The following is an 18,238-nucleotide window of genomic DNA, read 5'->3' as shown; positions in this document are numbered from 1 at the left end:
TTATCAACTGAAGTATTTTTTCATGCCGCTTTATACATAGCTTTTATCGATATTTACTTGCTTCTTTAATTCTTGTCATTGCACGAGACAGCGACGCCTGTGAAATGTGATATTCCTGCAGACTCTGTTTCTGTCTTAACTGTTCTTCTGCCCGCTCCTTCGCTTCCTGGGCGCGGCGAATATCAATTTCTTCCGGTTTTTCTGCAGATAGTACAAGTACAAGAACACGATTGTTAATGATTTGTGCAAACCCTGAACTGACCGCCGCTTCGATCCACGCTCCGTCTTCTTGCTGGATTTTCATAACACCGTTTTCAATGGCAATAATCATATTTTCATGGTGCGCAAGAATCCCTTTCTCACCATCCAGCTCCGGAAGCACAAGAGAACGGCATTTGCCTTCGTAAAAGATACGATTGCTTGCAACCACTTTTACAGAAAATAACTGCATATTTATTCCTCCCACCGAATTATGACATCGGCTCAGAAGTATTCTTTGCCTTCTCAATTACATCTTCCAGCGTTCCCACATTGAAAAATGCCCATTCCGGGTATTCATCCATCTCGCCGTCAAGAATCGCTTTGAAACCGCGGATCGTATCTTTTACAGATACATATTTCCCCGGAATGCCAGTGAAATTCTCTGCTACATGGAATGGCTGGGAGAGGAATTTCTGAACTTTTCTTGCACGATATACGAGAAGTTTATCTTCTTCAGACAGCTCTTCCATACCGAGAATTGCAATGATGTCCTGAAGTTCTTTATATTTCTGAAGAATCTCCTGAACGCTTCTCGCTGTTTCATAATGCTCTTCTCCCACAATTTCCGCCTCAAGAATACGAGAATTGGATTCCAACGGATCTACAGCCGGATAGATTCCCTGCTCCACAATCTTTCTCGACAATACGGTTGTCGCATCCAGATGAGCAAATGTTGTTGCCGGCGCCGGGTCTGTCAAGTCATCCGCCGGCACATAGACTGCCTGAACAGATGTAACAGAACCGTTTTTCGTGGAAGCGATACGTTCCTGAAGTTCACCGACTTCCGTTGCCAGTGTCGGCTGATACCCTACTGCGGACGGCATACGGCCAAGCAGTGCAGATACTTCCGAGCCTGCCTGCACATAGCGGAAAATATTGTCAATAAAAAGAAGTACGTTCTGATGCTCCTGATCACGAAAATATTCTGCCATTGTAAGACCGGTTTCTGCCACTCTCATACGGGCTCCCGGCGGCTCATTCATCTGTCCGAAAACTAAAGCCGTCTTCTCCAATACACCTGATTCTTTCATCTCAGACCAGAGATCATTTCCTTCCCTGGAACGCTCTCCAACTCCGGTAAAAATCGAATATCCTCCATGTTCTGTGGCAATATTTCGGATTAATTCCTGAATCAGCACAGTTTTTCCGACACCTGCTCCACCGAACAATCCGATCTTACCGCCTTTTGCATACGGCGCAAGAAGATCAATTACTTTGATTCCGGTTTCCAGAATCTCAACGACCGGACTTTGTTCTTCAAAAGTAGGCGGCTCCCGGTGGATACACCAATGTTCCTCATCTTCAAGAGATGTGCCGCCGTCAATACAATCTCCGAGGACATTAAACAGACGGCCGAGTGTCGCTTTTCCTACCGGAACCTGAATTCCGCTGCCGGTTGCTTTTACATCCATTCCGCGGCAAAGCCCTTCACTTGCCTGCAGCATAATACAGCGCACGATCCGGTTTCCAATATGCTGTGCAACTTCCATAATGCATCGTTTTCCGTCATTTTCTACCTCCAGGGCATCTTTAATATCCGGGAGGCTGCCTGTGGCAAATTCTACGTCAACGACAGGTCCCATAACCTGTACAATTTTACCTACGTTCACAATCTTTCCTCCTGTCTGTCAGTGTTTTGACTTCTGTGCGAGGGCGCCTCCGATTACCTCTGTGATTTCCTGTGTAATCGCTGCCTGCCTTGCACGGTTATAAATAATAGATAGTTCCCGAAGCATTTCTTTCGCACTTTTTGTAGCTGCTTCCATTGCCATCATTCGGGCATTCTGCTCACTGGCAAAGGATTCTACCAATGCTCCGTAAATAAATCCGGTCAGATAATTCGGAACAATATAATCAAGCACAACTTCCGGAGACGGGGAGAAGTTAATTTCCTCCATCAAAATTCCCTGCGGAATTTTTGTGCTGCCAAAATCTGCCTTCTCCAGCGGAAGAATCTTCAGCATTTCCGCTTCTTCTTTCACAGCGCTTTCCATCTGTGTATAGATTACATAAATTTCATCCAATTCCTGCTTCTGATACAGCTCAAGAACGGTTTCCATAATCACCCTTGCCCGATGCATCGTTGGATTTTGTGCTGTATAGTGAAAATGTGTGGCGATCTCTACACCTTTCTTTTCGAAATAATGATGTCCGATCTGCCCTACAATAAATAATTTGTGCGGTTCCTTTTTCTCAAGCTGCTTTTCTGCAAGTTTGATTACATTATGATTATATGCTCCTGCCATTCCCTTATCCGCCGTAATGACAATATAGCCTTTCTTACGCTCTTCCGGCTTTTTCTCCCGCCCCTGATCAAAATAGATATGCTCCATATCCGGGACATGTCTAAGCAGTCGCCCAAGCGCTGTCTGCAGATTATAGAAAAATGGCTCAGTCTCGCTTAACATCTTCTTTGCCTTTTTTACTTTTGAAGAAGAAATCATATACATCGCATTTGTAATTTTCAGCGTATCTTCAATGCTGTGCATCCTGCTCTGTATTTCTCTCATACTTGCCATAATATCACCTGCTCTTAAACTCTTTCGCTTCTGCCACGATTTTTTCTGCCAGCTCGTCTGTCAGAACTTTCGTTTCTTCCAATTCTTGTATAATTTCAGGAGCATTTCTCTTCACATAATCTAACAGATCCATTTGAAATGCTTTAATTTTCGATGGTTCTATCCCAAGCATTACTTTATGCGTTGCTGCGCAGAGTGTAATTACCTGTTCTGCCATTGTCAATGGACGATAAAGCGACTGTTTCAACAGTTCCATTAAACCATTTCCATACTCAAGTAATTCCTTCGTAGCCGGATCAAGGTCGGAACTGAACTGGGTGAACACTTCCATTTCGCGGAACTGTGCCAGGTCAATACGAATACTTCCGGCTGCTTTCTTCATCGCTTTTGTCTGTGCTGCACCACCGACACGGGACACCGAAAGCCCTACATTGACTGCCGGACGCATTCCTGCAAAGAAAAGGCTGCTTTCCAAAAAGATCTGTCCGTCTGTAATAGAAATCACATTGGTCGGAATATACGCTGATACATCCCCTGCCTGTGTTTCAATAATCGGAAGGGCCGTGATCGAGCCTCCTCCAAGCGCATCGCTTAACCGGCTGGAGCGCTCAAGCAGTCTGGAATGTAAATAGAATACATCCCCCGGATATGCTTCCCGTCCAGGTGACCGCTCTAACAGCAGAGACAGCGCCCGATATGCAACTGCATGCTTTGACAGATCATCATATACGATCAGCACATCTTTTCCCTGGTACATAAAGTATTCCGCTAACGCTGTTCCTGCATATGGTGCAATATACTGTAAAGAAGCCGGATCACTGGCAGTTGCTGACAATACAATGGAATATTCCATCGCATCATACTTCTTTAACGTCGATACAATCTTTGCTACAGTCGATGCTTTCTGTCCAATGGCTACATAGATACAGATCACATCTTTTCCTTTTTGATTCAATATTGTATCAATGGCAATCGCCGTTTTACCTGTCTGACGATCTCCAATGATTAGTTCGCGCTGTCCTCTGCCAATCGGAAACATGGAGTCAATGGCAAGAATTCCCGTTTCCATCGGTACACTGACTGATTTCCTGTCTACGATCCCCGGTGCTTCCTGTTCAATCGGACGATATTCGTCTGCCTCAATTTCTCCCTGACCGTCAATCGGTTCTCCGAGGGCATTGACAATTCTGCCGACAAATTGTTCTCCGACAGGAATACCGGCTTTTTTGCCGGTACGCGTTACTTTTGTTCCTTCTTTAATTCCGACATCTCTGCCAAATACAATGCAGCCGATTTCATTCTGCCGGATATCCTGGACCATTCCCTTGACACCATTTTCAAAAATAACAATCTCTCCATACATTGCATGATCCAGACCGTAGACAGTTGTTATTCCGTCTCCAACCCAGATTACCGTGCCAACTTCCTGGTCTCTCGTATATAATTCATAATCTTTGATCTCACTTTTCAGGATTGAAATAATCGCTTCTGAACTGATTGAGCTCATCTGGCTCACCTCCGGATTAATTTTTGCTCTAACTGTTTTATTCTTCCCCGTATGCTCCAGTCAAATTCTCTTTCGCCTGCGCGAAGCACAAATCCGCCGATCAGCTCCCGGTCTTCCAGAAGCTTTAATTCCACACCCCGACAGCCATATCTCTCTTTCAAAAATACTTTGAATTTTTCTTTCTGTTCCTCTGTCGGCTCTGTTACATAAACCAGCGTTGCCTGCAATATATTTTTCTGGCTTTTTGAATAGGTCTGGTATACATCAAAAATCTCTCTGATCTGTCTCATTCTTCCATTTTTACAGACCGTCTTAAGAAAGTTTTTCATCTGATCTGTAAACAGATCTTCTATTACTGCATATTTTTCGTTCAACGGAATTACCGGATTGGCTAATGCACTACAAAGCTCCGGTACATTCTGAAAATACGTTTCTGCCTCCATGATAATTTCATCAGGAATTTGAAGCTCATACAAAACTTTTGCGTAATTAATTACCGTCTGTGTCATCCGCTTCACCTGCTTTTACTAAAAATTCATCATACAACGCCAGGTTATCAGCATCTTTTGTGCCTTTTCCCGCAATTTTTACCGCCGCGTCAAGGGCAAGTTCCGCGATCTCTGATTCCATTTCACGGATTGCCTTTGCCCGCTCGATCTCAATATTTTTCCGGGCATCTGCAAGCACTTTTCCCGCCTGTTGATCTGCTTCCGTCACAACTTTATCATAAGCTGCACGGGCATCTGCCTTTGCCCGGTTAATAATCTTATCTGATTCCTCCTGCACAGTTCCAAGCTGCAGCTCATACTGACGTTTCAGTTCATCTGCCTCCAACTGTGCAGTGCGGGCTGAAGCAAGCCCTTCCTCAATGATTGCTTTTCTCTGTTCCATAATCTTTGTAACCGGCCCGATCAGAAATTTCCTCAAGAGCAGATACAGAACGATTAGGTTGACGACGGTAAAGATAAGGTTCCAAACATCTAATTTCAGCACCTTATTCACCTGCCTTTCTCTACTCTCTTTCTTAACCTAAAAACAGAATGATTACAAGACCGATGATAAATCCATAAATCGCTGTTGCTTCTGCAAGGGCACATCCGAGCAGGAATGATTTGCTGATTTTGCTTTCTGCTTCCGGCTGTCTTGCGATTGCATCTACTGCTTTTCCTGTTGCGATACTAATTCCAAGTCCTGCTCCGATTCCTGTAAGAACTGCTACTGCTGCTCCGATTGCGATAATTGATGTCATAATAATTTCTCCTTTTCTTTTTCAACTTATTCTACTGCTTCTTTAATAAATAGTGATGTTAAAAAAACAAACACATAGGTCTGGATCAGACCATCAAAAATGTCAAAATAAAAACTAAATGGAACCGGAACGATTACCGGAACGACAATCTTAATCAGTTCCATAACGACAAACGAACCAAGCACATTTCCAAACAAACGCATACACAGCGAAAGTGGTTTGATAAATATCTCCAGTACGTTGATCGGAAGAATAATCGGAATCGGCTCTGCAAAACTTTTCAGCCATCCTTTTACTCCTTTTTTGTGTATTCCCGCATATTCGATCAGAATAATGCTCATCAGCGACAGGGCAAGTGTGACATTCAGATCCTTTGTAGGCGCCTTGAATCCAAACAACCCGATCAGGTTCGCAACCCCGATATACAATGCAACGGTGATCAAATAAGGAATATATCGAATTCCTTCTTTTCCCATGATGTCTTCAAAAAAATCATGAATCCCACCGATGGCTGTTTCCAGTGCAAGCTGCGTTCTGCTTACATTTTCTATCTTCAGATTTCTGACGAAAATGATCGACAACAGCACAAGCGCTGCCATGATAATCCATGTGACGACCACCGATTCCATTATCGGAATACCGCCAAATATTGGAATCGTAAATACGGTTTCACAATTCAACTCCTCAATTAATTTTTCTGAAATGACTTCCGTATGCTTCCCTTCCTTTCTGCATTTACCGCATTACTGGACCGCCAACAGGAAATTCGCTTGTTTTTTGGTCCGGATTGTATTATACTACAATTATTTCCATAAAGATAATTAAATATTTTACATTTAACCATTGAATTTTTCTATTGATAGAGGTGTTTTACTATGTCTGCAAGCTTTGAACATTATAAAATTTTCTACTATGTTGCCAAATATAAAAATATTACCGCTGCCGCGAAAGTACTCTATCTTTCCCAGCCGACTGTCAGTTATTCTATCCAGAGTCTGGAAAAAGAACTGAATTGTCCGCTCTTTATTCGATCAAAAAAGGGGGTGACACTCACCCCCGAAGCAAAACTTCTTTATAAACATGTAGCCAAAGCATGCGCTCATATTTTTAAAGCCGAAGAAGAACTCCACGCAATTTTAAATCTGACTTCCGGAACACTCCAGATTGGTGCAAGTGAACTTGCGCTTCACCGCTATCTGCTGCCTTATCTGGAACGATTCCGCCATGCTTATCCGGATATCAAGCTTACGATCAATACTCTTTCTGCTCCGGATGCAATTACTGCACTAAATGCCGGATTGATTGACTTTGCGGTAATCGTAGCCTCCCCTTATGAATCTTATCCGGAACTTGAAGTCACTGAACTGACAACCTTTCAGGATGTAGTTGTTGCCGGTTCCAAGTTTTCTTTTCTTGCTAACCGGGAACTTCATCTCTCCGATTTAATGAATTATCCGATCATCACGGTCACACAGGGAACTTCCACCAGAAAATATCTGGAGCAGATTTTCTTAGAACACGATCTGATTCTGAAACCGGAAATCGAAGTGACCACTACAGAGCTGATCGTCCCTATGGTCATCCGGAATCTTGGAATCGGAATTATTCCATCCCGTTTTGCATCTGCAGCTCTTACAGAAGGAAACCTGTACTTCCTAAATATGCAGGAATACATTCCTCCCCGCAATATCTGTCTCGTCCGCAATGAGCAGCATCCACTCTCTGTTACCGGTCAGAAATTTGTAAACTTACTTTCTTCTTCCAAAGAAATCTATTCTTAATGCGTTCCTCGCTTCCTTCCGTCGTTTCCTTTTCTGATTAAGAACCTTCTTCCCGAAGTCGGCAGCTTTCTCCGGCTGTCAGCTTCGGTATATCATCCGCCTGCCTTTTAACGTTTCCAGATAAATTTCATACTGTACATTGGTCCAAACTGTGAATAATATGAATCCAATTCCACTGTACATGGTTTTCCATCCAGCAATATCTCACATGTTCTCCCCTTCGTCAGAAATTCTACTGTCTGATGATTCTTTTCACAATAGGACCGGATCTGATTACAGAATTCTTCCACACTTTCCGGTTTTTCCTCCAGATCAACCAATAATGTCTTTGTTCGCCCCTGACGCCCATTCAAAACATTTGATAATTTCCAAACAGAATGATAATCAAGAATGTAAAAGCCAAGCAGAATCACTGCATCTAATATGCAAATAATTCTAAGCGGAGTTGTTTTTGACAGAACTGCTCCAAGCAAAAATATGAGCGGCATGATATTGCCAATCATGTAAATTCCTGCCGCACCTTTCATACAGTATTTCCAAAAACTGTCCTTCTTTGGTGTCCGTGTATAAAGATAGAAAAACAAAATCCCGACTCCGACATAGGCAAGAAACATTAGTCCAAACCATGGCATAACTTCTTCCACGAACTTCACATTACTCTGTCGTCCAAGATAAATTACATTGCTGACAAACATTGCCCCGCCAATTCCGGTTCCATAGGACAATATCTCTCTTTTTTCTTCTTTAATTCTGTTTTTCATAAGCGCTCCTCCCAGATTCTTTCGCGAATCTCTCTTAAATATTTCCTGGAAATGTATACTTCATCGCCCGTTGAAAATTCTGCCGTCATCATTCCTCCCGGTTTGGGATGATACTCTTTTACCAGTTGTAAATTTATAATCGCTGATTTTGAAACCCGGACAAAATATTCCGGCAGTTCCCGTTCCAATATATAGAGCCGTTTCCGCGTCTTATAGCATCCGCTCTTGGAATGAACCTCCTGCACGTCCCCCATCGTTTCTATATAATAAATCTCCCGGCAGCTCAAACGGCAAATCGCATCTTCTTTTTGGCAGATCAGCTGTTCTTTCCGAAATTGCTCTTCTTCAACATATTCTGCCAATTGTTTGATTCCTTCATCTTCTTCATGGACAAATAGTCTTGCCTCCTCTTCCTGCTCTCGTGGAATCCGTTTAATGAGTATTTTCATCGCTCTCCCTCCTTTTCCTACATTATAAGAAAAAGCTCGTATAAAATCTACCCAATCCCGGTAACTGGTATTTTTATCTCCTTAAGTGGACACTAACAAAGAAGCTGCCAGCAATTTACATTACTGACAGCTTCTCCTATTAAAAAGGGATTAAAAAATTGTATTTTCTTTTACTTTTTCTTACTTACAGAGTTTTTTGAACTCATCAGCTACAAACTGTACTTTTGTTCCTACAATAACCTGAACAGAAGTTTTACTTGGTCTGATTACACCTGCCACACCAGCAGATTTAATTTTCTTCTCATCGATTAATGTATAATCTTTGATTTCCAGACGAAGTCTTGTAATACAGTTATCAATAGATGTAACGTTAGCTTTTCCGCCTACACCTTCCAGAACGATCTTAGCGATTGCTGTAAAGTCATCATTTGCAAGAGTTACTTTTGTTTCATCTAAATCATCATCTTCACGACCTGGTGTCTTCATATCAAATTTCACGATAACAATACGGAAAATAATGAAGTAAACAACACCTACTGCAAGGCCGATCGGGATTAATAATAACGGGTTCTGAGCAAACGGCGCCTTGAAGCTCAATGTCCAGTCAATAAGACCGGCACTGAAGTTGAATCCTGCCCGCACCGGAAGTGCTGCAACAACTGCCATAGAGATACCTGTTAATAATGCATGTACAACATACAGTGCCGGAGCAAGGAACATGAATGAGAATTCCAGAGGCTCTGTAACACCATTTAAGAAAGAAGCGATTGCTGCTGACATTAAAAGACCTGCTGCAACTTTTTTCTTTGTATCTTTTGCTGTGAAATACATTGCAAGAGCTGCTGCCGGAAGACCAAACATCATTACCGGGAAGAAACCTGCCATGTACATACCTGTCTGTCCAAGAACTCCACCTTCAGCATTGCCCCAGAACTTAGCGATATCGTTAATACCTGCTACGTCAAACCAGAATACAGAGTTTAATGCATGGTGAAGACCGAATGGAATTAACAGACGGTTGAAGAAACCGTAAATACCTGCTCCGATCGGACCAAGTTTCATAATTGTTTCACCAACTGTAATTAATACATTGTATACGATTGGCCATACAAAGAATAAAACTAAACTGGATACTAAAGATGCACCTGCTGTAACAATTGCTACACATCTCTTTCCACTAAAGAATGAGAAAGCATCCGGAAGTTTTGTACTCTTAAATTTGTTGTAAACTGCTGCTGCAATTAAACCACAAAGAATACCGATGAACTGTGTCTGTGTTTTAGCAAATGCCGGATCTACTTTTTCAACAGCTGTACTTGTAAGCATTGCTACAACATCTGTTGAAAGAAGTGTTGTTGTCATGATCCAGGATACAAGTCCGGCAAGTCCGGCTGTACCATCATTATCATCTGCCATACCAACAGCAACACCGATTGCGAACAGAATCGGCATCTGGTCGATCAGACATCCGCCGCCTTTTAATAAAAATGCTGCGATCGCACTGTTTGCGCCCCATCCTGTTGGGTCAAGCCAGTAACCTAATCCCTGAAGAATGGCTGCTACCGGAAGACAAGCTACCGGAAGCATGAGAGATTTTCCTAATCTTTGAAGATATCTCATCATAATATCATTTCCTCCTACTCTTTCCTTAATCCCTTTTGGTTCACAATGGAAACAGTTTTCTGCCGCCATTATTTATTTTACACCGGTATTTCTCCGGCAATAAAATCCATTATTATTTTAATGTAATTTCTACTACATCATCTCCAGGCATAACTTCTTTTCCGAAGATTCCTTCTACCTTTGCGTACTCATCTGTGTTGCAGACAACTACCGGAGTGATGATGTCATATTCTTCTGCTTTTAAGAAATCCAAGTCTACTGTCAGCATCAGATCTCCTTTTTTCACACTGTCACCTGCTTTTACATGTGCTTCAAATCCCTGTCCTTTTAGATTTACAGTATCAAGACCTACATGAACAAGAATCTCAACTCCATTTTCAGCAACCATGCTAATTGCATGCAGTGTATCAAATACCATAGCAATTTCTCCATCTGCCGGTGCATAAATTTTTCCTTCTGACGGAAGTACTGCTACACCCTGTCCAAGCATTCCGGAACTGAATGTCGGATCATTTACATCCTGAATATTCACTGCTTTTCCTTTTGCCGGTGCTCCAAGCATGTACCCGGCTGCTTTTTTCTTTTTAAAAATTCCTAACATATCTTCCTCCTGTTATTCATATTCATAATAATCTGCAAATTTCATGCGGTGTAAGGTTTCTTCTTCCGACAACCATCTGTTGCCTCCAAGAGATGCTTCCTTTGCTCCGCTGGCATCTATGTATATTGTCTGTCCATCTATGGAAACAGCACACAATACATACATTTCTTCGCTCCACTGACTTGTCCAGCTTCCCATTACAACATGCGATTCCATTCCGGCTCTTTCAAAAAGCTCTGATAATATCTTAGCATATCCAAGTATACTGGCCTTTCCTTTTGTCAGCGCTGCCAAATGATTATAAGGATAAATCTGATCTAACATTTCTCCCATATGTTTCAGTTCTTTTGCTTCTGACGCTGTGTCATCTGCCAATTCCAAGTGTTCGTCCAGCCACCCCAGGAAATAATCTGCTGTTGATTTCTGACCGGCTCCCTCCGGCAAACCGGCAACAATTTCATTCAGAATCTTGTCAGTCTCTTCCATTGTCTGGCGGATTTTTGTTTCTTTCTCCGAATCATTTACCGAAAGCTCTTCTGCAATCTTATCTGCATTCACGAGATAACCTTCTTCATCAAACCGTCCGGATACTTCAATTCCCTTTGCGCAGGATAAAAACAATACTACTTTTTCAATCTTTTCTTCTGTCACTCTGAGAATATCCTTTTCTTTTTGAAGAACGTATTCATATTCTCCAGTCATAGGAATATCAACAAATCCATAGAAAAATGGATTGCGGTCATATTCCAAAGCGGTTACGATCCTTTGATATTCTTTTCCATCAATCGCTTGCGGAAGTGTCAGGATTCCGCCTTCCATATTTGTCAAATGCTCTTTTAAAAACTGATATACTTCTTGTTCTTTCTTTGTCAGCTGCTGTTCATAAAAGTCACTTCTGACTGACTCAGCACCTCTCGGCAGATCTTCCAGCTCATCATAGACTGATTTTGATGTTGCCATTTTTCTTTGCCAGCTAAAGAAAATGATAAGCAGTACAAGAATAAATCCTATTCCAATCGCCGCTTTTTGGTGTTTACGAATATAATCCATAATTTTTCTTACCTCTATTTTTTCCCTTCAACAGATGCAATCATCCGCTGAATATGGATTGCAAGAAATCCGAGTTCTTCCGGATACATACTTTTTTGCATCTTACGGCTCATATTCCTGCATACCACTTCTGCAATTCTTCCTGCATTTGGATAATTCAATCTTACAAATTCATTCAAATCCAGATTCACAGCTTCTTCTGTCTTCATACGGACAATCATATAATATAAATGACTCATTAACCGGATGTAAGCCAGCGATTCTTTTTTTATTTTGCTTCCAATAGATTTTTCAATAATGAGCATACTCTCATCAATAATCTGGGTTGTCCGAAGCGTATCTGACACTTCTTCATTGGAAAGTCCTGAATGAATGTGAAGAGCAATAAAGCCTGCTTCATCATCCGAAATCCGATATCCTGTCATTTTCTGAATAATCTTCCGGCTTTCCATGGCAACCGCAAATTCCTTACCAAATAATATTTTAATATCTAAAATAAACGGATTGGGAAGAAAGATATTCTCCTGTTCTCTCTTCGCTGCAAAAGCAATATGATCTGCTAACGGTAAAATAATATCCCGGTTGACACTGCCAAATACTTTTTCTGCCTCACTTATAATCTTTCCTGCCACTTCAATATAAACCGGATCGATCGTATTTACTACATGCATCGCAGAACTTTGCTCCTGCCGCACAACCGGCGTATATACTTGAACTTTCTCATCACTGTCAACATAGTCTCCTGCTTTCTTTCCAAAACCGATGCCTTTCCCAAGTAAGATTCGTTCACTCGCTGTTTCACTGTCCTCTGCCAGCAGTGCATTGTTATTTAGTATTTTTAAAATGCAATACATGTTAAAACATCCTTTTCCACAGTATCTTTATACTGCTAAGAATAAAAAAGGGCATAAACATCCTGACTTCATCCAAGTACTTTATGAATAAAATCGGACAGTTTATGCCTGCTTCACCAGTAACACACTATCAGCATTTATGAAATTAAATGCGCTTCATTCATCTGATTTTCAAATACATTTACACTATATAATATTTCTTTCAGAATAACAATTCGCATTTTCGCCTAAAATCTTTTGTGTTTTTTGTGCATAATTTCAGAAAATCTTAAGATTTTTCTTAATTTCTTATTCATTTGCAGTATTCTCAATCCGCGAAAGACCCATTGCCTTTTGAACAGCATGTACAATCAGACAAGCTGCTGCTACGACTGCCGCTACACCAACCCATCCAAGCCCAAGTGAATACAGTGGCAGTTTGTGGAGCAGATTACTGATCATTTTTATCTCTGCACCTGCATTTTCCAACGCATACAGCACACTGACAACACCTACCGCTCCAACTGTACAAGAATACATATACGGAATCTCTTTAATGAAAGAATCACACAGTCCAAGTACGATCAGAATAATCGCAATTGGATAAATGGCATCCAATACCGGTACTGAAATACTGAGAATCACGTTCAATCCCTGATTACAAACAATAAATGAAAATCCTGAGATCAAATACACCCACTGTTTATAAGATATTTTCTTTGTTAAAGTTGAAAAATACTGTGAAATAGAAGTAATTAATCCTACACAGGTTGTCAAACATGCCAGCGTAAAAATGGCTGCTAACACAACTGCTCCCATATCTCCAAAAAGCTGATGAACAATACCACGCAATGTCCATGCACCATTCTCTTGAAGCGGAATCACACCGGAGGATGCCATACCCATATAAGCAAGGATCAAATACACTGCTGCTAAAATTGTTCCGGCAAAAATCCCGGTCATAACCGTATATCTCATTACATATTTCTTTTCTTTAATGCCAAGTGTCTGGATTGTTGTCGCAATCACAAGACCAAAATTTAAAGCCGCAATCGTATCCATTGTCAAATAGCCTTCCAGAAATCCTTTGACAAGTGGATTTGACTGATAACTCTCCTGCGCCGGAACAACATCTACCGTTCCTCTCAGTAAAAAGTTTACAAATACAAATAACAATAAACACAGTAAAGATGGCGTTAAAAACTTTCCAATGCGTTCTACCAGTTTCTTCGGTGTCATTGCCAGCCAGCCTGCGATCAGGAAAAATACAAGGGAGAACACCAGCATAATCACCGTAAGATTTGCATCTTCCGGCATATATGGCGCTACTGCCATCTCAAATGGAAGGGAAGCTGCTCTTGGAATTCCAAGCCCCGGTCCGATGGAGAGATAAATAAGTACGGTAAACAACATTGCAAATACCGGGTTCACCTTTCTCGACAGCTTCTCCAATCCGTCAAAACGCGCTACTACAATTACACCAAGTACCGGAAGCGCTACTGCTGTAATTAAAAATGTGGCAATCGCCAACGGCGTATTTTCTCCGGCATTCTGTCCAAGAAATGGTGGGAAAATCAGATTTCCTGCTCCAAAAAACAGTGAAAACAACATGAAACTTACAAGTAATACTTGCTTTTTCTTCAAATTCATTTTTAAATCCTCCTCATAAAACTAATAACCCTACTGGAAAAAACATTCTCACCGAAACAAAAAAATCGCCCTTATAAAAGGACGATTTTGTTCGTGGTACCACCTTAATTCCCGGAAATATTCCGGCTCATTCCCGCATCCGACAATGCGTGTCACCTATAACGTGGCTCTACTCCGGCTCCCCTACTTACGTTCAGTTTGCTTCTCAAGGATGATTTCATCATTCCAGTTCATCAGCAGCTCACACCGCCCGCTGCCTCTCTGTAGATTCTACTGAAAGATTACTTGTTCCTGTTCAAACGAATTTTCCATACTGTATTGATTGATTGTATTATAGACTATATTCTAATTATTTACAAGTCTTTTTATTATTTTCTGCAATTTTATTTTTTTACGCCAAGTTGTTTTTCATAATCATTCATCGCTTTGACTGCCTGAGAACCGAGCGGGAACCCCGTCTTTGGGAGTTAGCACTATAATATTTGGGAGTTTATTCCGTTTTGGAACAGCCACAGTCAGCATAAATGCTGGCTTTTTTTGTTTTTTAAAAACTTGACAAAAAACTTTTTTGATAATTGAATATATAGTGCTATAGTGTTATAATATAAGAGGGTGATTTTATGGCGTATTTTTTAAAGAAAACAAAAAACAAAAAAGGGATTTATCTTCAAATCTATGAAAGCTATTACGATCCGGAGCGTAAAGGTGGCGCACATCGTTCTTATAAACCGATTGGCTATGTCCACGAACTTCAGGCAAACGGCATTGAAGATCCGATTGCTGTTTTCGGTGAAGAGGTACAAAAACTCAATCAGGAATATAAAAAGAAAAAACAGACTGAAAAAGAACGGAAGATATCAGAAGAATCTCCGGAAAAACTCCTTGGCTACTTCCCTTTAAAGAATCTCAACGATTCTCTGGGATGTAAAAAATATATTGATCTTATGCAGACAGCAACACATTTCCGATTCAATATTTTTGATATGATGTCAGATCTTATTTATGCAAGAGTGGTGCATCCCTGTTCAAAGCTGAAAACGTATTGGGAGGTGATTCCCAAACTGTTTGGAACACATGCTTTCTCCCTCGACCAGATTTATTCCGGCCTTGAATACATTGGTTCTGAATACGAAAAGGTGATTGAGATTTTCAACCATCAAGTAGCTTTGAAATATCCATTTGATACTTCTCACTCCTATTTCGACTGCACGAACTTCTATTTCGAGATTGATAAAGAGGATCATTTCAGATTAAAAGGTCCTTCAAAAGAAAATAAAAAGGAACCGATTGTTGGTATGGGACTTCTTCTTGATGCAAACCAGATCCCAATCGGCATGAAGATGTATCCGGGAAATGAAAGCGAAAAACCTGTAATACGGGAAATCATAGATGAATTAAAGCAGCGAAGCCACATATCCGGCAGGACGATCCAAGTGGCAGATAAAGGACTGAACTGCTTCAACAACATCCTTCATGCCCTGAAAGCAGGAGACGGATATATTTTCTCAAAATCTGTAAAAACGCTTCCCGAAACAGAAAAAACATGGGTACTTCTTGAAAATGATTATGTAGATGTTAAAACTAAAAAAGGCGAAGTCCTTTACCGTATCAAAGAGTGTGTGGATGATTTTTCTTATTCCTATACGGATAACGCCGGACACCGGAAAACGCTGAAGCTTACAGAAAAGCGTATTGTGACATTTAACCCGAAGCTTGCCGAAAAACAAAAATATGAAATTAACCGACAGGTAGAAAAAGCAAAAAATCTCAGGGCATGTGAAGCAAAGAAATCGGAATACGGAGACAGTTCCAAGTATGTTACCTTTATTTCTACTGATAAGAAAGGGACAAAAACGGCTGGAAAAGTCAAGGTCGAGATAAATGAAAAGGCAATAGAAAACGCAAAGAAACTGGCAGGATATAACATGATTATAACTTCTGAAATCCATATGAGCGCTTCTGAAATCTACGCTTCATACCACAACCTCTGGCGGATCGAGGAATCCTTCCGTATCATGAAATCTCAGCTTGATGCCAGACCAGCTTATATGCAGAAACAAGAAACCATCACAGGGCACTTCCTCATCTGTTATCTTGCCGTGTTATTAACAAGGCTTTTACAGATACATGTATTAAAAGACGAATATGGAACGGAAGAGATTTTTGATTTTATACATGATTTTAGAGTTGCCAAAATCTCTGACCGAAAATATATAAACCTAGCCAGAAGTTCCTCTTTCATTAAGGAGTTATCTTCCAAGACAGGATTGCCTCTTACCTCTTATTTCCTTGGAAACGAAGACATAAATAAAATGCTAAGCCATAGGTTTTAATCCGTGGCTTAGCACTACTTTTTTAACTTAACTCCGAAAGACAGGTATTATAGACTATATTCTAATTATTTACAAGTCTTTTTATTATTTTCTGCAATTTTATTTTTTTACGCCAAGTTGTTTTTCATAATCATTCATCGCTTTGACTGCCTGAGAACCGAGCGGGAACAAGGCGATCATATTAAATACCGTCATAAGACCAACTCCAATATCTCCCAGATCCCATACAAATGTATAAGCTGCCATCCCACCAACAAAAAGCATAACTAAGGCAAGGATCTTATAAAGTGTCTGCGAGGTCCAATTATCTCCAAATAAATATGCCACATTTGGTCTTGCATAAAATAAAATTCCGATAAATGTAGAAAAACTAAACAGCCAGAGGATTGCCGCAATAAAAATCACTCCGAATTCGCCCAGATGAAACTGCATCGAAGCCTGCAAAAGATCCATTCCTTCCAGACCATTTGTTAATTTTTCCGGTGTCAGAAGCATAATCATGGCAGTACAGCTGCAGATTACAATGGTATCGATAAACACACCAAAAGCTTGCAGAAGTCCTTCTTTGGCTGGATGATCGATGTCCGCTGCTGCCGCTGCACAAGGTGCAGAGCCTGAACCAGCCTCATTGGAAAAGAGCCCTCTTTTCGCTCCATTCATAATAACAGCTCCGATTCCTCCGGCTGCAACCTGACGGATACCAAATGCTTCTGTAAAGATCTGCTTAAATACAGATGGCAAAAGAGCCGCATTCTTAATTGTAATAAAAATCGTCATAGCAAAAAAGCAAACAGCCATAATCGGTACGACAACATCAAGTACTTTTACCGTCGCATTCTTTCTTAATACAATAACTGCTGCCACAGCAACAAGTGCAATTGTCGTATAAAGCGGCGGAATGTGGAACGCATTTTCAAATGCGGAAGAAACAGAATTGCCAACTACCTGGCTAATACCACACCAACAGATCAAACCGGATAAAGCAAAGAGTACCGCAATTACAGAACGTTTCTTCTTGCTTCCTTCTTTCACAAACAGATGGTGGATATAATACGCCGGACCGCCTCGATAACCTCCATATAACGGATCCTTTTCCTTATGCAATTGCGCAAGCGTCGCTTCTACAAATGCAGTAGAAGAACCAAGAAGTGCAATGACCCACATCCAGAAAACAGCTCCTGCTCCTCCTGCTGAGATTGCAGCAACAACTCCAACGAGATTTCCCATTCCGACGCGGGTTGCCGTAGATACAATCAGCGCCTGTACTCCTGAAATTGCTCCTTTTTGCTGTACATTTTTCTTTTCCAGTACAGCTTTTATCATCTCTGGGAAAAGCCGAAACGGAAGAAATCTTGTTTTCACCGTAAAATAGATTCCTGACGGAATTAAAATCATTACTAACAGTGAAAGTCCAAGCGAACTTCCTCCCGGAAGCGGGATTGTAATCAGATCTCCCCACAATAACTGATATGCCTTGCTGATCAGTGTTACGATCATCTGACCTGCCTGTTCCAATAAATCCATAATTCATCCCCCTGTAAAAATTCATTGTCATTCCTGTTCTTATAGTATATAGTAGAAAATAGAATCTGTAAAATTGATAGTTATAATAATGAGCATC

At 40.9% G+C, this 18,238-nt stretch carries 18 protein-coding genes and 1 other annotated feature; of the genes, 2 read left to right on the top strand and 16 right to left on the bottom strand.

The window, feature by feature from the left end; all coding sequences use genetic code 11:
- Positions 1 to 43: 43 nt before the first annotated feature.
- Genes atpC through KFE17_02215 form a run of 8 tightly spaced genes read right to left on the bottom strand, consistent with a single transcriptional unit; the run spans position 44 to position 6,225 of the window.
- Positions 44 to 451, bottom strand: coding sequence for an ATP synthase F1 subunit epsilon (gene atpC, locus KFE17_02250; GenBank protein ID QUO32596.1), 408 nt, complete (start codon positions 449 to 451; stop codon positions 44 to 46).
- Positions 452 to 470: 19 nt separating this feature from the next.
- Positions 471 to 1,871, bottom strand: a complete 1,401-nt coding sequence (gene atpD / locus KFE17_02245) for a F0F1 ATP synthase subunit beta (GenBank protein ID QUO32595.1) — start codon at positions 1,869 to 1,871, stop codon at positions 471 to 473.
- 18 nt (positions 1,872 to 1,889) lie between these two features.
- Positions 1,890 to 2,780 (bottom strand): ATP synthase F1 subunit gamma, encoded by an 891-nt coding sequence (gene atpG, locus KFE17_02240; GenBank protein QUO32594.1) that lies wholly within the window; start codon positions 2,778 to 2,780, stop codon positions 1,890 to 1,892.
- A gap of 4 nt (positions 2,781 to 2,784) precedes the next feature.
- Entirely contained in the window at positions 2,785 to 4,287 is a 1,503-nt protein-coding gene (gene atpA / locus KFE17_02235; GenBank protein QUO32593.1) for a F0F1 ATP synthase subunit alpha, read from the bottom strand.
- Positions 4,288 to 4,292: 5 nt separating this feature from the next.
- On the bottom strand, positions 4,293 to 4,796 hold the full coding sequence (gene atpH, locus KFE17_02230; protein ID QUO32592.1) for an ATP synthase F1 subunit delta: 504 nt from the start codon (positions 4,794 to 4,796) through the stop codon (positions 4,293 to 4,295).
- The gene (gene atpF, locus KFE17_02225) at positions 4,777 to 5,280 is read right to left on the bottom strand and encodes a F0F1 ATP synthase subunit B (protein QUO32591.1); all 504 of its coding nucleotides are present in this window, start codon (positions 5,278 to 5,280) and stop codon (positions 4,777 to 4,779) included. Before atpF ends, atpH begins: the two co-directional genes overlap by 20 nt.
- Before the next feature lie 31 nt (positions 5,281 to 5,311).
- On the bottom strand, positions 5,312 to 5,536 hold the full coding sequence (gene atpE / locus KFE17_02220; protein QUO32590.1) for an ATP synthase F0 subunit C: 225 nt from the start codon (positions 5,534 to 5,536) through the stop codon (positions 5,312 to 5,314).
- A 26-nt stretch (positions 5,537 to 5,562) separates the two neighbouring features.
- The gene (locus KFE17_02215) at positions 5,563 to 6,225 is read right to left on the bottom strand and encodes a F0F1 ATP synthase subunit A (protein ID QUO33592.1); all 663 of its coding nucleotides are present in this window, start codon (positions 6,223 to 6,225) and stop codon (positions 5,563 to 5,565) included.
- A 186-nt stretch (positions 6,226 to 6,411) separates the two neighbouring features.
- Here KFE17_02215 and KFE17_02210 point away from each other — a divergent pair, with 186 nt between their 5' ends.
- Positions 6,412 to 7,317, top strand: a complete 906-nt coding sequence (locus KFE17_02210; GenBank protein ID QUO32589.1) for a LysR family transcriptional regulator — start codon at positions 6,412 to 6,414, stop codon at positions 7,315 to 7,317.
- A gap of 107 nt (positions 7,318 to 7,424) precedes the next feature.
- Here the strand turns inward: KFE17_02210 and KFE17_02205 are convergent, their stop codons facing one another.
- The 7 genes from KFE17_02205 to brnQ all read right to left on the bottom strand — a co-directional run bounded on the left by KFE17_02205 (position 7,425) and on the right by brnQ (position 14,284).
- On the bottom strand, positions 7,425 to 8,078 hold the full coding sequence (locus KFE17_02205) for a DUF4318 domain-containing protein (protein ID QUO32588.1): 654 nt from the start codon (positions 8,076 to 8,078) through the stop codon (positions 7,425 to 7,427).
- A complete protein-coding gene (locus KFE17_02200) occupies positions 8,075 to 8,527 on the bottom strand; it encodes a LytTR family transcriptional regulator (GenBank protein QUO32587.1) in 453 nt (150 codons plus the stop codon). Before KFE17_02200 ends, KFE17_02205 begins: the two co-directional genes overlap by 4 nt.
- A 180-nt stretch (positions 8,528 to 8,707) precedes the next feature.
- Entirely contained in the window at positions 8,708 to 10,150 is a 1,443-nt protein-coding gene (nagE, locus tag KFE17_02195; GenBank protein QUO32586.1) for an N-acetylglucosamine-specific PTS transporter subunit IIBC, read from the bottom strand.
- A 112-nt stretch (positions 10,151 to 10,262) separates the two neighbouring features.
- Positions 10,263 to 10,751: a PTS glucose transporter subunit IIA gene (locus tag KFE17_02190; GenBank protein QUO32585.1), complete on the bottom strand. Its 489-nt coding sequence runs from the start codon at positions 10,749 to 10,751 to the stop codon at positions 10,263 to 10,265.
- A gap of 12 nt (positions 10,752 to 10,763) precedes the next feature.
- Positions 10,764 to 11,801: a hypothetical protein gene (locus tag KFE17_02185; protein ID QUO32584.1), complete on the bottom strand. Its 1,038-nt coding sequence runs from the start codon at positions 11,799 to 11,801 to the stop codon at positions 10,764 to 10,766.
- Positions 11,802 to 11,815: 14 nt separating this feature from the next.
- Positions 11,816 to 12,655: a PRD domain-containing protein gene (locus KFE17_02180; protein QUO32583.1), complete on the bottom strand. Its 840-nt coding sequence runs from the start codon at positions 12,653 to 12,655 to the stop codon at positions 11,816 to 11,818.
- Positions 12,656 to 12,943: 288 nt separating this feature from the next.
- Positions 12,944 to 14,284, bottom strand: coding sequence for a branched-chain amino acid transport system II carrier protein (gene brnQ, locus KFE17_02175; protein QUO32582.1), 1,341 nt, complete (start codon positions 14,282 to 14,284; stop codon positions 12,944 to 12,946).
- A gap of 74 nt (positions 14,285 to 14,358) precedes the next feature.
- Positions 14,359 to 14,593, bottom strand: a binding site (T-box leader).
- 311 nt (positions 14,594 to 14,904) lie between these two features.
- On the opposite strand from brnQ, the gene KFE17_02170 reads away from it, so the two are divergent.
- The gene (locus tag KFE17_02170) at positions 14,905 to 16,617 is read left to right on the top strand and encodes an IS1634 family transposase (GenBank protein ID QUO32581.1); all 1,713 of its coding nucleotides are present in this window, start codon (positions 14,905 to 14,907) and stop codon (positions 16,615 to 16,617) included.
- A gap of 99 nt (positions 16,618 to 16,716) precedes the next feature.
- Here the strand turns inward: KFE17_02170 and KFE17_02165 are convergent, their stop codons facing one another.
- Positions 16,717 to 18,114 carry an alanine:cation symporter family protein gene (locus tag KFE17_02165; GenBank protein ID QUO33591.1) on the bottom strand — a complete coding sequence of 466 codons (1,398 nt, stop codon included), beginning with the start codon at positions 18,112 to 18,114 and terminating at the stop codon, positions 16,717 to 16,719.
- Positions 18,115 to 18,238: the final 124 nt, after the last annotated feature.

Source organism: Faecalicatena sp. Marseille-Q4148 (genome assembly GCA_018228665.1).
Taxonomy (GTDB): Bacteria; Bacillota; Clostridia; order Lachnospirales; family Lachnospiraceae; genus UBA9414.
This window is presented reverse-complemented; position numbering and strand designations above follow the sequence as displayed.